The sequence below is a fragment of the Oceanobacillus sp. FSL W7-1304 genome (assembly GCF_037969805.1).
Classification (GTDB): domain Bacteria; phylum Bacillota; class Bacilli; order Bacillales; family Amphibacillaceae; genus Oceanobacillus; species Oceanobacillus profundus.
Map to the genome: position 1 here is coordinate 4,058,702 of NZ_CP150211.1, position 15,636 is coordinate 4,074,337.

The following is a 15,636-nucleotide window of genomic DNA, read 5'->3' on the forward strand; positions in this document are numbered from 1 at the left end:
ATAACGCAAGACAAATGGTATTAAATTCCCTGATTCATTAATCTTTCTTAACGTTGACACAAATACTGAAAAGTATAATACTAATAAACGTATGCTCTTTATTCTGAAAAGAAATTCAATTGATTTGAGATACAAAACGTATAGAGCACCTATACGCATAGCTTCCCAATTAAAATAAAATTGATAAATCATAGAAGAATGCTTTTTTGTTATGAGATACATCAAAATTGGGTCACTATCTCTAGCTTAAACACCATTTCATATAACTTGTATACAGTATTTAAAGGAGTGCGTGACAGATGAAGCAACTATGGGGGAAAGTTTCATTAAAAGGCCAAGTGATGTTATTTACTAGTCTTATAGTTATACTATCACTCCTAATATTGAGTTTGTTTGTGGCTTATAACCAATCCAAAAATACAAAGGATAATCTAGCCGAAAAGGTTCAAATTAGCGCAAGCCACATTGCTTATAATACACTTATTCAAGATTCACTACTTGTTGGAGAAACCAATCAAGAATTAATTGATTACGTTGAGCTTGTTCGTGAAGAAAATGACTTTCTATATATTGTCGTAATGGATAACCAAAAAATTCGTTTTACCCATCCTGACCGTGAAAAAATTGGACAAACCTTTGTTGGGTCAGATGCTGAAGAAGTCTTGGATGGCGAAAAATATACATCAGAAGATATAGGCACATTAGGCCCGTCCATGAGGGCTTTTCATCCTGTTTGGGATCAACAAGGCAATCAAATTGGAGCTGTTTCTGTCGGGATTGCAACGAAATCGATTCAAGAAGCTGTCTTAGAAAATCAAATTATCTTAATTATGATTACTGCGATAAGTTTAATCCTTGGTCTTATTGGTGCTTGGTATCTCGCTAACCGAATGAAGAAAACATTGAATGGCATGGAGCCAAAAGAAATCGCTTTAGCTGTTCAAGAAAGAAATTCCATGCTTGAGGCTGTTAATGATGGGATGTTAGCGATAAATAATACGGGAGAAGTTCTTTTAGCCAACGATACAGCCCAGCAATTTTTAAGGCGGACTGGCTACCAAGGACAATTCGAACATACTCCTATTGATCTTATTTGGCCAGAGTTAAAACTTCAAGAGGCGATAAAGACAAAATCTACTGCCCTCCATGAGCTAATCAAAAGAGGCGATGTTGAAACAATCGTCACTCGAGTTCCTATCTATGTCAATAATCAATGTGTCGGTGCACTGGCAACCTTTAATGAACGAAGCCAACTCAATGACTTAATGAGACAACTTATTGGAGCAGAAGTGTATGCACATAGCTTAAGAAGTGAAACACATGAATTTATGAATAAACTTCATATCATTCAGGCGATGGTTGAAACAGAATCCTATGAAGAATTAAAAGATTATATTGCAGATATATCTGAGCGTTACCATCTGAAAACAGCAAGTGCTGCAAGCCAAGTCGGCCAGCTAGTTGAAGATGTGAGTATTGCTCATTATCTAGCTAAAAGAATTGGCTGGATGGAACAAATGGGGGTTAACGTTCATGTCCAAAGTGGAATACCTTGGCCAAGCATGAATACGGAGTTCATTGATACTTGGGTTACGGTGATCGGTAATACTTGTGATAATGCATGGGAAGCGATGAAGCATAAGGAGCATAAAAACCTGACACTCACATTAAAGCAAGTCGGTGGAGTGCTGCGTTATGTGATTGAAGATAATGGCATTGGGTTTTCGGCAAGCGAGCAACAAGTTTTAATAAGTTCAAAAAAAGGTGATCATGGATATGGAATAGCCAATATCAAAAAGAAAATTCAGCTGCTTAATGGAACATTAGACATTTTATCTGAAAAAGATAAAGGGACTATTATTACGGTTCACATTCCTTATACAGAAAGGAGCTAAGCAAATGATTAAGGTTGCAATGATTGAAGATGATGTAGATGTTAGTAGATTTCACCGTCTATTTTTAAATAAAATAGACGGTTTTGAACTTATATTTGATACACATACGCTCGAAGATGGATTGAAAAAACTTAAGCAACATCAACCTGATCTACTTCTGCTTGATGTTTATATCGGCACGACGAATGGTCTCGACCTACTGAAAAAAATTCGAGCAGAAGGAATAGATTTGGATGTGATCCTAATTACTTCAGCTAATGATGCGAAAACGGTTCAAACGGGACACCGCTTTGGTGTTGTCGATTATTTAATCAAACCATTTTCTTTTAAACGTTTTCAAAAAGCTTTAAATCGATACCGTTTGAACAAGCTAGATAAAAGTGAAGTTTTTTCGCAGCAAGAAGTTGACCGATTATTTCATAAGGGCGGACAAAATAAAGTCTATACGCTGCCTAAAGGAATTACGAAAGAAACTGCCTTTCGTATCATGCAATGTTTGATTGAAATCGATGACTGGCTTACTGCAACGGAGCTTGCTGAAAAATGTTCCATATCACACGTATCTTTACGTAAATACCTGCGTTTTTTTGAGGAAGAAAAATTAATCGAAACACAATTAATTTACCAAGTTTTAGGTCGGCCTTTACAAAAATATAAAGCTACAATTGACGCACCTCTTTTTTTAGAAGCTGGTTTCATTTAATTAAATAAACTAGACGTAGCTTCTGGTTTCATGAATAATGTAGTAAACGCTTTCAAATATTTGAAAAAGAGGTGGATATGATGAAACAAGACTTTGCCCTTGTTTGGAACAAAATGTGGCAGCAGCATAAGAAAACAAAAGATGCACTTAACGTGTTTGCTTATGCTAAAAAAGACAGTCAAGCCTTAAAAAAGGAGTCAGGTGATTATGAACAACTGAATCAAAAAGATGCTAAGCCAAATAAACCAAATGAGAAAAAACCTTACTCAAAAGGTCAACAGGTTGGATTAATATTAGGACCGATGTTATTTGTGCTAACACTAATTTTCTTCTTTCCAGAAGGTCTATCAACAGAAGGAAGGTTTGTATTAGCTTCTACTCTATGGATTGCTACGTGGTGGATTACAGAAGCGATTCCGATTCCGGTGACGTCCTTAATGCCCCTTATTTTACTGCCACTGACAGGAAGTATGGAAGGTTCAGCGGTTGCTTCTGCTTACGGAAATGATATTATTTTCTTGTTTTTAGGTGGTTTCTTTATTGCGACGGCGATGGAAAAATGGGATTTACATAGAAGAATCGCCCTGTTCATTATAGCTGTTATTGGAACGAGTACACAACGGATTTTACTCGGATTCATGTCGGCTACCGCCTTTTTATCGATGTGGGTTTCTAATACAGCGGCGGTAATGATGATGATTCCAATGGCTCTTGCAATAACTGCACAAGTAGCTGCTACACTTAAAGGTCAAAAAGATGGATCAGATTTGCCAAAATTTGAAAAGTCAATGCTTTTTGGAGTTGGTTATGCTGGGACGATTGGCGGTTTTGCGACCTTAATTGGAACACCTCCAACTATAATACTTGCCGGACAGGTTAGAGAACTATTTGGCATCGAAATTTCCTTTGCATCATGGATGTTGTTTGCAACACCACTCATGATCATAGTCCTGCTTAGTACTTGGTATTATTTAGCAAAAATTGCTTTTAAGATTAATCTTAAACAGATACCGGGTGGAAAAGAATTGATCCAAGATGAGAGAAAGAAGCTTGGGAAAATTTCCTATGAAGAAGGCGTTGTTTCAGCCGTCTTTGTTTTTGCCGCTTTTATGTGGATTTCAAAAGACTTTTTCTGGAGTGGAGAAAGTGCACTGATTTACCAATTACCAGGAATTTCAGATGGGATGATTGCCATGATGGCAACTGTTCTATTATTTTTAATCCCCGCAAAAGCGAGTCCGCGTGTACTCGAGTGGGCTGATTCGAAAGACATTCCATGGGGTGTGTTGTTATTATTTGGTGGAGGACTTGCAATTGCAGCAGGTTTCCAATCAAGTGGCTTATCTAGTTGGCTAGGAGAACAGCTTACAATACTCGATGGTCTCCATATCTTTATCATTATTGCTGGTGCAACTTTATTAATTATGATGTTAACAGAAATCACGTCTAATACAGCTACAGCGACTATGATTATGCCAATTTTAGGTGCTTTAGCAGTTGCGATTGATGTCCACCCGCTTGCTTTAATGGCTCCATGTGCCATTGCGGCTAACTGTGCATTTATGCTGCCGGTTGGAACGCCGCCAAATGCGATTATATTCGGGACTGGAAAACTAAAAATTATCGAAATGGTAAAAACAGGATTTGCTTTAAATGTGTTCTCAACGATACTCATTGTTTTATTTGCTTATTTTATGCTGCCGCTTATATTTAATATTGATTTAACAACCTTCCCAGAGGGGTTATTAAAATAATAGTATTCAAAGAAGTAATACAAGTATGGTGTAACTTAAGAAAATCCTTCTAAGATAGTAGAAATCTTAGAAGGATTTTTTATGCATTCATTTGTCTTAGGACAATATATTATCAAATACAGAGTTTGCTAGTTTCTAGGAGAGGTTTCTGTAAAATTGATTATGATGGAAATGGTAATTTTATCCAATCAATAAGTAAATACAAATTTTGGATTTTTTTTAAAATATTAGTTGTTTTTCTGGTGTATTACGAATATAATACATTTATATTACAAAAATAATACAATTAAATAGAGTGAGGTGAGAGTTAGCTTCCAAGGGAGCCTTGAATAACATCTATCATACATATATTTATTCATAAGTGGATTTATTGGCAAAAGTGGAATTATTTTAGTGAGGGGGTTTGGAATGAATTTTATTAAACGTGGGTTTTTAGGTATTACAAGAAAAAAAGGGAAATCATTAATTTTATTAGCAGTTATTTTTATTTTAGGGAATTTAATATCAGGAGCAATTTCTATTCAACAGGCAACTGGTAATGTAGAAACGAATATTAAAGATAGACTGGGAACTGCCGCAACGCTCGAGCTCGATCATGAAGCAGTGGAAGATCTAAGCGAGGAAGAGTGGCTAGAGATTGAAAACATAGACATTGATTTGATAAAACAAATTGGTGCGCTTTCCTATGTGAAATACTTTGATTATAATACGTCTACCTATCTAGGGTCAGAGAGCATTGAGAGCTATCAGGGTGAAGGGACGGAAGATGAAGTAGTTATGATGGGCCCCAGCATGGACTTTAAGCTGAATGGAATTAACTATGCTCCCGTGATTGATTTTGAAGAACAGAAGGGTAAATTAGTTGATGGTCGCGTTTTTACCCAAGATGAAGTGGACAATGGCACTTCTGTAGCTATCATCTCAAATAAATTGGCAGAAAAAAATGATCTAAATGTAGGTGATACTTTTACATTAGAGAATGCAGTCTATACGTATGATGAAGAAACAGGTGAAGAGGATGTAGTCACTTCTCGAGATGTCGTATTGGAAGTAATTGGCTTATTTGAACCGCAGTCAATTAAAGAAGATATAGAAGTAGACTCAGATACCGGTATGATAGATTGGATGGACATAGAGTATCAAAATACAGTGTATGTTCCAAATGAGATTGTCGCCAGCGAAAATAGATATCATATGGAAGAATATATGAAAGAGGATGAAGAATTTGCAAAAATGATGGAAGAAGAAGGGGACTCTTTCGAATATTACACACCGATGTTTTATTTAAACAGCCCTGAAGATAGTGAAGCATTTGAAGAAGAGGTAGCTCCATTGCTGCCCGAATTTTATACTGTAATCAATGCTACGGATCAATACGATAGCATCGCAGGACCAATGGAGTCGATGTCCAAACTAGCAAAATATGTTTTGCTTGTTGCTGTAATTGCAACGGTGCTGATAACTGGATTAGTAGTTTTACTATTCCTCCGGGACCGGAAACGCGAACTGGGCATTTACTTATCCTTAGGGGAACGACGGATCCGTGTGGTAGGACAAATTCTAATTGAAGTGATGGTGGTTGCAGTAATTGGTATCACATTATCCTTGTTTAGCGGGAATCTCTTAGCTGGACAGGTATCTGATATGATGATGAAAGCTAATGAGAATCAAGATGAGTATTATGAAGAGTATATTTATTTTGGTGATACACAAATAGATTTGACAACAGAGGATGTCATAGACTCTTATGAGGTAAATCTTAACTCAAGCTATGTTCTGGGCTTCTATGGAATTGGCCTGTTAACTATTTTAATTTCAACGGTTATCCCGCTAATTTATATTGTAAGGCTAAATCCGAAGAAAATACTGATGTAATAGAGAGGTTACGCTCATTACTAGAGAGGTGAGAATATGATATTAGAAGCGAAAGATTTAAATTATTATTATCAAGATGGCGAACAGCGTCGTTATATCTTAAAGGATACATCTGTCTCTTTTGAAAAAGGGAAGTTTTATACGATTTTAGGGCAGTCCGGTTCAGGGAAAACCACCTTGTTATCATTACTCAGTGCCTTGGATTCGCCCCATAGCGGAGAAGTATTATTTAATGAAGAAGACATTAAGAAAATTGGCTATGAAAAGTACCGTCGTAATAATGTCGGGATTATTTTTCAAAGCTATAATTTAATACCGACCTTTACAGCTGTGGAAAATGTACTGGTTCCTATGACGATTACGGAAAATGAAATTCCAGAAGATGCAAAGACAGTAGCTTATAATTTACTAGATTATATTGGTATTGTAAAAAGTAAAGCAGATCGTTTCGTTAATAAGCTTTCTGGGGGGGAGCAGCAGCGTGTGGCTATTGCCCGAGCTCTCGCGACCAATGTGGAATTAATTCTTGCTGATGAGCCTACAGGAAACCTTGATGAAGAGATGGAACAGGAAATTATTGATATTTTTAAAAAATTGGCACATGAACACGGGAAATGTGTCATTGTGGTAACGCACTCCAATGAAATTGCTTTACAGTCTGATCAGGCTTTCCATTTGAGGAAGGGTGCACTGTCTTCCTATGAGTGATTTTTTATCAAAGTTTAATAAAGACAAGTATGATGATCTGGTAAATGAAAAAGAAGACAAAGAAATAAAAGATAAGAAAGAAGAGAAAAGTGTTAAGCAGGAAAAAATAGAAACGCAGCGGAAGCAGGAAGAACAAGCTTCTGCTGCGGAAAGTGAAGAAACAGTACCTGAGCGTAATACCCCGCTTAAGTCAGAGTCTAATTCTTCCAGAAGCAGTCGCCGTCAAGACGCAGAAGAAGAAGTAGAAATTGATCAGGATTATCGAAAGAAAAAAAGACGCCGGATGTGGCTGATTATTTCTGGAACTGTCATAGCTTGTGTTTTGATATTCTTCATTTACTATATGCTTGTTCATGTGAAAGTTGAAAATTTTGTGGACAAGCCTGTTTCAGAAGCACGTGCTTGGGCAAGTGAAAATGATGTAGAGGTTGAATTAGCGCAGGAATATAGTATGGAGTATGATGCAAACCAGATTATTTCGCAAAGTGTATCTCCTGGAGAAAAGATTAGAAAAGGAAAAACGCTTCAATTAACTAGCAGCTTAGGAGCTGACCCAGAAGAGGTTATTCCGCTTGTTGATTTTTCGGAGATGACACATGAGGAAGCGCAAACCTGGATTGATGAAAATAAAGCAGAAAATTTGCAGATGGTCACAGAATATAGCGATGATATCGAAGAAGGTGGCTTTATTCAGTTTTCCATCAGGGATAGCAACATTGATGAATCAGAATACAAGCGTAAAGATAGTGCTGCTGTCTATTATTCAAAAGGAAAAGAAGTTTTCGAGAAGAATATCAACATACCTGATTTTGCTGGGGTAGCCAAAGAAGAAGTAGAAAAATGGGCAGAAACCAATGAAATTGAAATGACATATGAAGAATCGGATTCCGACACGATTGAAGCCGGGAATATTATTAGTCAGAGTGAAGCACCAGATGAAAAAATTGCTAAAAGGGATAAAATGAAAGTTGTTGTCTCATTGGGAGAAGCTACTGAAGTTCCGAACTTTGGGGAGCTGACTCCAGAAGAAGCTGTGGCAAATTATCCTGATCTACTCGTGACAGTAAAACATAAATTTAGCACAGATGTTTCATACGGAACACTTATTTCACAGTCCGTTGAGGCAGGAACAAAGCTGACGGATAAAGATAATAAGAATATTACCGTTACTTATTCAGAAGGAAGTCCTTATTTACGTGATTTTCGAGGTCAGTTAGAAGGCGATCTGCCAAGATTGTTTTATGAAGAATATCACTCGAAAGGTGCCGATATTAACTATATTGTGAAATATGTTGATTCCCCTGAAGTGAAAGGTACCGTCGTGGACATGGGTGTATTTAATGAATTTGTTCGGATGACTTATACGGTTGAAATCCGTATCAGCAATAATGCTTCGGCAGCACCGAATCCGTCCGATTACTTTGAGGATGCACCGGAAGATTATGTAGTAGGTGGCGGACCGGAACAACCTGTGGAAAGTGATGAGAGCGATGAGGTTTATGAGAAATAAAAGCAATATTATTTTAGACTGAGAAGCCTTTAAAGTTATAATGGGAGTACTATCATTTATAGGGATAGTGCTCCTGTTTTTAATTTCCATACAAGAGAATTGAGTCTAAATGTATATTTTCATAAAAAACGGCAGAAATTATTTAATGACTTTAAATTAGTGGGTGAATTGATGAAAAAATTGATTTTTGCAGTGGTTCTTCTCCAAGTAATTGTCCTAGCAGTGTCATATAATACAGTGAATGCAGAAGTAATAGAGCATGAGAGTAATGATAAGGAATCACATCATAATTGGGTAGAATATAGTACGGATACAACTGTATTGGAAGTAGGTTCTCATGAGGGTTCGTATATGAAAAACCTCCTTAGATATTCATATGTATGTGATATTTCTCATAAAATAAAAACAGTTGTTTATTACTGTGATGAACATGATCATACGAAATCTGAAACATTTTTGGAAGAAGTAATACATAGTGAGGAGCACAGACATTGAATGGTAAACTCACCAGTAAAAAAGCATGCCTATAATGAAATGGCATGCTTTCTTTTTTAGTTATTTCTACTTTACAAGCAAGTGTTTTTTCCTTCCAGGATGCGTATCAAGGAGCTTATCGCCTTTTCCAAATAAGTTATCTCTTAAAGTACTTCCTTCATATTCGGTTTGAACAAGCCCTCTTTCTTGTAAAACAGGTATGACGAGCTCAACGAAATCATTAAAAGACCCTGGAGTAATGGCATATGCGATGTTAAATCCGTCTATACCAGCTTCGTTGACCCATCGCTCCATCTCATCTGCAATCTGTTCGGGAGCGCCAATTGCCGTTGCTCCCATTCCACCAATACCAATTGTTTGGATAACATCCTCTACTGTTGATGGTCGATCAGGATGGATTTTTGTGAAATTTTCAAGTGCGGACCGAATCGAATCATTTTCGATATAACTGATTTCTTGATCCTTTGCGTACTGGGATAAATCGACTCCAGTCCACCCACCGAATAGTGCTAGTGCACCTTCTGCACTTATATATTGTTGATAGTCTTTATATTTTTCTTTAGCCTCTGCTTCTGTTTTGCCAACAATCGGTACAAACATCGTAAGAATTTTTATTTCTTCTTTGGATCTTCCTGCCCGTTCGATATCTTCTTGCAGTTTATCCACGGTTGCTTTTGCTGTTGCAATCGTTGGTGCGCCAATGAAAACAAGCTCCGCATTATTAGCAGCAAAAGCACGCCCCTTTTTGGATGCGCCCGCCTGATAAAGAACAGGGGTCCGTTGGGGAGAAGGCTCACATAGATGAGCACCAGGGACCCGGTAATATTTTCCTTGATGGTTAATATCATGAACTTTACTTGGATCTGTAAAAACGCGATTTTCTTTGTCAAGCTTTACCGCATCATCTTCCCAGCTTTCTTCCCAAAGCTTATAGCAAACTTCCAAATATTCCTCCGCAATATTATAGCGTTCATCATGATTAATCTGATCTTCTAATCCCATATTAACAGCTGCGCTTTTTAAATAAGAGGTAACGATGTTCCAGCCAATACGTCCATTTGTTAAATGATCTAACGTACTGATTTTACGAGCAAATGTGTATGGATGCTCATGTGTCACAGAAGCAGTAATTCCAAAACCGAGATGCTTTGTCACTGCTGCCATGTATGGAACAATTAGAAATGGATCATTAACTGGTGATTGCACACCATTTCTTACTGCTGCATCACGGGATTCACCATATACATCATAGGTCCCTAATACATCTGCAATAAAGACTGCATCGAATCTTCCATTTTCTAATGTTTTTGCAAGCTCAGTCCAATAGGCACTATCTTTGTATCGATGCGACTGATCATCTGGATGTGTCCATAGTCCAGGTGATTGATGTCCCGGAGTATTCATATCGAAAGCATTTAAAAAAATACGCTTTTTTGTCATATTATTTCTCCCTTTTTATTATTGAATAGCATCTTTAGTACGTAACAACTTCTCTAGCAACTGGATTATTTATAAGCTGAACAAAGTAAAAGAGTTGTTTTTTTGTTCGTTGTAAAATATCTTCATCAATAATTGGAAGGGGATTTTGCTTATCAATCTGTCTATCCAATAGGTAAAGACCTTTTAAATTATGTGCTTTTAATGTAGCAAGAACTGGCTTTAACGTATATTCGACAGCAAGTAAATGGGAGGGACTTCCACCTGTCATAAGCGGTAGTACTGGCTTATGTTTCAAAATATCCTGTGGCAATATATCAATCAAAGCTTTTAGCACACCGGAATATGCTCCTTTATATACTGGTGATCCGACGATTAGTCCTTTGGCATGTTGGATTTTGACTGCAATTTCTTTAACAGCAGTACTATTGAAATTTCCTTGAAATAAATCTTCATAGGCTACATCTTTTACGGAAATATGCGTTACTGAGAATTGCTCACCTTCTAATAAAGTACCTAAATATTTAAGCACCTGCTCAGATCTTGAAAACTCAGAAGGACTTCCGGATAGAATTACAATCTCGCTCATGTAAACATTCTCCTTTAGCTTTTTATTTGTACTCTACGAAACACTGGTTAATATTAGACTTTTGAGAAACTGCACTAATCTGTAATGATGGATTGGTACGTATACTCGCTACGGAAACACACTACGCTTTATTCGGGGGACCCGTGAACCTTTTTGAACTGTCGTTTTTGAAGTCTCACTATGGCTCCGTCCCCCGGCAGAAGTCACTGTTTGTTTCCACCGCTAGTGCTAGATCATTGTGTATATTTAGCGGAATTGCTCATACCACAGCAGTTAGTTCACAGTTTAAATTTAGTTGACAGGTACTAAATATTTAATACGAGTAAAAAACCCCCTTTTCTTCTAAAAAGAGAAAAGAGGGTACACTACATCATTTATCAGCTCTTATCTCTCAAGAAAAAATCTTGCTGGAAGTAGCACCTTTCTAAAATAATTAGTGGTTGCTGAAGCGTCATAGGGCCAGTTCCCTCAGCTTCTCTTGATAAGAATTTTCAATTGTTGGATATATTCTAATATATCAAATCATATAAGTCAACTAAGAATTATAAGAATTAATTGATTGACATTTCTTAAGTTCTATATTATTATTCAACCAACAACTTCATTATTTGATTTATCTTATCACGAGAGGTGGAGGGACATGGCCCAAAGAATCCTCGGCAACAGGTTCATTTAAGAATACTGTGCTAATTCCATCAAGCGGACTGCTTGGAAGATAAGAAGAGCATACATACATAATATGTAAAACCTCTATTCTTATCCTAGAATAGAGGTTTTTTGTTGAACAGAAGTTAGGAGGAGATGGAACAATGAAATATGGGTTTTGGTTACCGATTTTTGGTGGATGGCTAAGGAATGTAGAGGATGAAAATATGCCACCAACATTTGATTACGCAAAGAAAGTCATTCAACACGCTGAAACGTGGGGTTATGATACAACGTTAATAGCTGAATTATATTTGAATGATATTAAAGGGATTGAAGCCGATTCTATTGAAGCATGGACAACTGCCGCAGCACTGGCAGCTGTTACCGAGAAAATGGAAATTATGACCGCTGTCCGACCGGTATTCCATAACCCGGCGGTAACTGCTAAAATGGCCGCAAATATTGACCAAATTAGCAATGGTCGATTCACTTTAAATGTTGTCTCTGGTTGGTGGGAGGAAGAGGCCAAACAGTATGGTGGAGAATTTACAGAGCATAATGATCGCTATGATCGTACAAGTGAATTTTTAGAAGTTTTAAAAGGATTATGGACGGAAGAGACATTTTCTTATGATGGAAAGTTTTATAACATTAAAAATACAAATTTATCACCAAAGCCAGTTCAACGGCCAAATCCAATTTTATATGCTGGTGGTGAGAGTGAAAAAGGAAAGCAAGTTATTACAGCTTATTGTGACGCATATGTGATGCATGGCGGAACGGTGGAAGAAGTTAGGAATAAAATTGAAGATATGAAGAGACGTAGAAAGAAGGCTGAAAAAGAAGCATTGCAATCATTTAGTATGGCTGCCTATGTTATTTGCAGAGATACGGAGGAAGAGGCACAGGAAGAATTACACCGTATTACGACAGTTAAAGATGCTGCAGGCTATGCAGGTATGAAAGATTTTACAACGAAGTCAGAGCTTGAGCAACAGCTTAAATTGCAAGATTACTCAGTATCAAACCGGGGATTGCGTCCGAATCTTGTTGGCACACCGGAACAAATTGCAAAGCGAATTTTAGCTTATGAAGCAGCCGGAGTAGATCAACTATTATTACAATGCTCTCCACAGCTTGAAGAATTGGAACGCTTTGCAAAGCAAGTAATGCCTAAGGTTGAAGAATTACGTAATTCATTAACGCATATCTAAGTTAGGGGAGAATTATAAATGAGTAAAATATACGTTATCCATGAAAATAATGAGTGGACAGAGCATTTAATTAATCGATTAAAAGAGCTTAATTTACCTTATGAAGATTGGTTGCTTGATAATGGTACGGTTGATCTTAGTGCAGCACCTCCAGAAGGGGTTTTTTACAATCGGATGAGTGCCTCGTCACATACCCGTGGAAATCGGTTTGCACCAGAATTAACGAATGCTGTACTCGCGTGGTTAGAGCATCATGGAAGAACTGTAATAAACGGCAGTCGTGCACTGCAGCTTGAAGTAAGCAAGGTTCTGCAATATCTTGAGCTTGAAAAGTATGGTGTTAAGACACCAAAGACAATTGCAGCTGTAGGGAAAGAAAATATTTTACAAGCAGCAGAAGCTTTTAAAGGGAAGAAGTTTATAACGAAGCATAATCGTGCAGGTAAAGGCTTGGGCGTTCAATTATTTACTTCCATAAACGCACTGCAAAATTATGTGGAAGGGGAGTCGTTTGAAGAGCCGGTTGATGGCGTTACGTTACTTCAAGAGTATATTGAATCTCCGGAATCCTATATTACGCGATGTGAGTTTGTTAATGGAAAGTTCCTTTATGCTGTGCGTGTGGATACATCAGAGGGATTTGAATTATGTCCGGCAGATGGTTGCACAATCGATGATCTTTTTTGCCCGGTGGGTGAAGAAAGTGCCCAGCCAGCTAAGTTTCAAATTCGTGAGGGATTTAATCATCCAGTATTAGAAAAATATGAGCGTGTCCTAGCGGCGAATAATATTCGTATTGCAGGAATCGAATTTATTGAGGATAAGGATGGGAATATTTACACGTACGATATTAACACAAATACGAACTACAATAGCGAAGCAGAAGCAAAAAGCGGAAAATACGGTATGCTGGAAGTAGCGAGGTTTTTAGGGAGTGAACTGGAGAAATTGAGAGAACATGTAGGGAGTTCCCCCAGTGCAAATTAGTTGACCCATAAAAAATCCTTATCTAGAGTCTGGGGAAGAATCTGGTCTAATGATCCTGCGGCAGCAATTATGTCATAAGTTGAGTAGCAAGGTGCCAATTCTTAATTCCACTGAAAATAAGGAGGGTGTATGTGATAATTCAAAGAGGCTGCGAGATATCTAAAGTATTTAAATAAATGAAGAACGATAGACAAACTTAGCGCAGAAAATATACGTAGACGGAAGGGGCATGGGTGAGACATTGGGGTACATATCACAAGGGTGCTCACCATCTGTCGCTTGATGCTCTAAGTATATTTCCGAATCGGATATTTTTGTCAATCATGTTTGAATGTTTACTGATAAAAACACTTTCAGCCTCTTTGTTATTGAAAAACATTTTTTAAAAGCGATGTTTTTTTATCTGTTAAACCAAGTTAACCTATCTGTTTAATTAAATTAGTTTTGCTGCCATTAAATAATGAAAAGGAGATATAAAAAATGACGAATGAACATGATGGTATTTTAAATTTTAATACTATTGCACAGCACGGGGGACAAGAACTTGATGCGGTAACACATTCTAGGGCTGTACCTATCTATCAAACAACATCCTATGGGTTTGAAAGCACAGATCATGCTGCATCCCTATTTCAAATGCAGGAGGAAGGATATATTTATTCACGTAATGCGAACCCAACTAACCGGGTCCTTGAAAAACGCCTAGCAGGGTTAGAGGGTGGTGTGGATGCATTTGCAGTTTCTTCTGGACAATCAGCCATCACAATCGCTTTATTAACACTTGCAAAAGTAGGAGATGAGATTGTGACAACAAATGGATTATACGGTGGAACGTACAATCTTTTCTCTGAAACGTTTAAACGTTTTGGTGTAACGGTTCGTTTCGTTGATGGAACAAATTTCTCAGAAATAACCAATGCGATTAATGCAAATACAAAGGCAATTTTTACGGAGACAATTGGGAATCCTGGGCTGCAAATAGCTGATATCGAAAAATTAGGCCAAATAGCTGATGAACACGGTATACCTTTAGTTGCAGATTCTACTTTCACGACACCGTATCTCCAATGCCCGATCGCATTTGGAGCAGATATTGTTATTCATTCGACAACGAAATTTATTGGTGGGCATGGAACATCGATTGGCGGAATCATTATCGATGCAGGAAAGTTTAACTGGGCAAATGGTAACTTTCCAGAATTTACAACACCCAAAGATTCACTAAATAACCAATCATATGTGGAACTGACTAGTGAAAGTGCTTTTATTTCAAAAGCTAGATTTGAGTTAGGGCATGATCTTGGAACAGCCTTATCTCCTTTTAATGGTTGGTTATTTATTCAAGGGCTTGAATCACTGTCGCTTCGAATGAAACAGCATGTCGAAAATACGAAACAGATTGCTGCGTATTTAAATGAGCATGAACTTGTAACATGGGTAAACTACCCTAGTTTAAAAGGAGATGGTCAATTTGAGCTTGCGGAAACTTATTTACCTCGTGGAGCAGGAGCAATCTTTACATTTGGCATAAAAGGAGGACTTGAAGCGGCAAAAACGTTTATCCAATCGGTAAAGCTTTTATCACATGTCGCTAATGTAGGTGATTCAAAAACACTTGTTATCCATCCGGCAAGTACGACCCACTCTAGATTATCACCAGAAGAGCAGCGAATTACCGGTGTTACACCAGAATTAATTCGAATATCGGTCGGATTAGAAGATGCTGAGGATATAAAAGCTGATATTAATTCCGCTTTACGGAAAAGCCTGGGAGCTAGTTTTGTAGAATAAAGAAAAATACAAAGAAGTGAGGAGAGAAAA

General features: G+C 37.5%; 12 protein-coding genes and 3 riboswitches. Of the genes, 10 read left to right on the forward strand and 2 right to left on the reverse strand.

Annotation, left to right across the window (positions count from 1 at the left end; all coding sequences use genetic code 11):
* Positions 1-299 precede the first annotated feature (299 nt).
* The 7 genes from NYE61_RS19960 to NYE61_RS19990 all read left to right on the forward strand — a co-directional run bounded on the left by NYE61_RS19960 (position 300) and on the right by NYE61_RS19990 (position 8,940).
* Positions 300-1,895, forward strand: coding sequence for an ATP-binding protein (locus tag NYE61_RS19960; RefSeq protein WP_339316425.1), 1,596 nt, complete (start codon positions 300-302; stop codon positions 1,893-1,895).
* A gap of 4 nt (positions 1,896-1,899) precedes the next feature.
* Positions 1,900-2,598 (forward strand): response regulator, encoded by a 699-nt coding sequence (locus tag NYE61_RS19965; protein WP_095310791.1) that lies wholly within the window; start codon positions 1,900-1,902, stop codon positions 2,596-2,598.
* Positions 2,599-2,678: 80 nt separating this feature from the next.
* A complete protein-coding gene (locus NYE61_RS19970) occupies positions 2,679-4,352 on the forward strand; it encodes an SLC13 family permease (RefSeq protein ID WP_339317530.1) in 1,674 nt (557 codons plus the stop codon).
* Between the two features lie 408 nt (positions 4,353-4,760).
* Complete coding sequence (locus NYE61_RS19975; RefSeq protein WP_339316428.1) at positions 4,761-6,227, forward strand: ABC transporter permease; 1,467 nt, start codon at positions 4,761-4,763, stop codon at positions 6,225-6,227.
* Between the two features lie 36 nt (positions 6,228-6,263).
* Complete coding sequence (locus NYE61_RS19980) at positions 6,264-6,935, forward strand: ABC transporter ATP-binding protein (RefSeq protein ID WP_095310783.1); 672 nt, start codon at positions 6,264-6,266, stop codon at positions 6,933-6,935.
* Positions 6,928-8,445 (forward strand): PASTA domain-containing protein, encoded by a 1,518-nt coding sequence (locus NYE61_RS19985; protein WP_339316430.1) that lies wholly within the window; start codon positions 6,928-6,930, stop codon positions 8,443-8,445. The genes NYE61_RS19980 and NYE61_RS19985 overlap by 8 nt, the downstream gene beginning before the upstream one ends.
* Before the next feature lie 171 nt (positions 8,446-8,616).
* Positions 8,617-8,940: a hypothetical protein gene (locus NYE61_RS19990; protein WP_339316432.1), complete on the forward strand. Its 324-nt coding sequence runs from the start codon at positions 8,617-8,619 to the stop codon at positions 8,938-8,940.
* A gap of 66 nt (positions 8,941-9,006) precedes the next feature.
* Here the strand turns inward: NYE61_RS19990 and NYE61_RS19995 are convergent, their stop codons facing one another.
* A complete protein-coding gene (locus tag NYE61_RS19995) occupies positions 9,007-10,380 on the reverse strand; it encodes an LLM class flavin-dependent oxidoreductase (protein ID WP_339316434.1) in 1,374 nt (457 codons plus the stop codon).
* A gap of 34 nt (positions 10,381-10,414) precedes the next feature.
* On the reverse strand, positions 10,415-10,966 hold the full coding sequence (ssuE, locus tag NYE61_RS20000; protein WP_339316436.1) for an NADPH-dependent FMN reductase: 552 nt from the start codon (positions 10,964-10,966) through the stop codon (positions 10,415-10,417).
* Positions 10,967-11,347: 381 nt separating this feature from the next.
* A riboswitch (SAM riboswitch) is annotated at positions 11,348-11,454 on the reverse strand.
* Positions 11,455-11,581: 127 nt separating this feature from the next.
* Positions 11,582-11,688, forward strand: a riboswitch (SAM riboswitch).
* 87 nt (positions 11,689-11,775) lie between these two features.
* On the opposite strand from ssuE, the gene NYE61_RS20005 reads away from it, so the two are divergent.
* The 3 genes from NYE61_RS20005 to NYE61_RS20015 all read left to right on the forward strand — a co-directional run bounded on the left by NYE61_RS20005 (position 11,776) and on the right by NYE61_RS20015 (position 15,606).
* The gene (locus tag NYE61_RS20005) at positions 11,776-12,828 is read left to right on the forward strand and encodes an LLM class flavin-dependent oxidoreductase (RefSeq protein WP_339316438.1); all 1,053 of its coding nucleotides are present in this window, start codon (positions 11,776-11,778) and stop codon (positions 12,826-12,828) included.
* A gap of 18 nt (positions 12,829-12,846) precedes the next feature.
* The gene (locus NYE61_RS20010; protein ID WP_339316440.1) at positions 12,847-13,815 is read left to right on the forward strand and encodes an alpha-L-glutamate ligase; all 969 of its coding nucleotides are present in this window, start codon (positions 12,847-12,849) and stop codon (positions 13,813-13,815) included.
* A 15-nt stretch (positions 13,816-13,830) separates the two neighbouring features.
* A riboswitch (SAM riboswitch) is annotated at positions 13,831-13,938 on the forward strand.
* Positions 13,939-14,295: 357 nt separating this feature from the next.
* Positions 14,296-15,606 (forward strand): O-acetylhomoserine aminocarboxypropyltransferase/cysteine synthase family protein, encoded by a 1,311-nt coding sequence (locus tag NYE61_RS20015; protein WP_339316442.1) that lies wholly within the window; start codon positions 14,296-14,298, stop codon positions 15,604-15,606.
* Positions 15,607-15,636: the final 30 nt, after the last annotated feature.

Bases quoted from the DNA above. Each gene is read 5' to 3' on its own strand.
- NYE61_RS19960 (WP_339316425.1), top strand. From the start codon at position 300: ATGAAGCAACTATGGGGGAAAGTTTCATTAAAAGGCCAAGTGATGTTA.
- NYE61_RS19965 (WP_095310791.1), top strand. From the start codon at position 1,900: ATGATTAAGGTTGCAATGATTGAAGATGATGTAGATGTTAGTAGATTT.
- NYE61_RS19970 (WP_339317530.1), top strand. From the start codon at position 2,679: ATGAAACAAGACTTTGCCCTTGTTTGGAACAAAATGTGGCAGCAGCAT.
- NYE61_RS19975 (WP_339316428.1), top strand. From the start codon at position 4,761: ATGAATTTTATTAAACGTGGGTTTTTAGGTATTACAAGAAAAAAAGGG.
- NYE61_RS19980 (WP_095310783.1), top strand. From the start codon at position 6,264: ATGATATTAGAAGCGAAAGATTTAAATTATTATTATCAAGATGGCGAA.
- NYE61_RS19985 (WP_339316430.1), top strand. From the start codon at position 6,928: ATGAGTGATTTTTTATCAAAGTTTAATAAAGACAAGTATGATGATCTG.
- NYE61_RS19990 (WP_339316432.1), top strand. From the start codon at position 8,617: ATGAAAAAATTGATTTTTGCAGTGGTTCTTCTCCAAGTAATTGTCCTA.
- NYE61_RS19995 (WP_339316434.1), bottom strand. From the start codon at position 10,380: ATGACAAAAAAGCGTATTTTTTTAAATGCTTTCGATATGAATACTCCG.
- ssuE (WP_339316436.1), bottom strand. From the start codon at position 10,966: ATGAGCGAGATTGTAATTCTATCCGGAAGTCCTTCTGAGTTTTCAAGA.
- NYE61_RS20005 (WP_339316438.1), top strand. From the start codon at position 11,776: ATGAAATATGGGTTTTGGTTACCGATTTTTGGTGGATGGCTAAGGAAT.
- NYE61_RS20010 (WP_339316440.1), top strand. From the start codon at position 12,847: ATGAGTAAAATATACGTTATCCATGAAAATAATGAGTGGACAGAGCAT.
- NYE61_RS20015 (WP_339316442.1), top strand. From the start codon at position 14,296: ATGACGAATGAACATGATGGTATTTTAAATTTTAATACTATTGCACAG.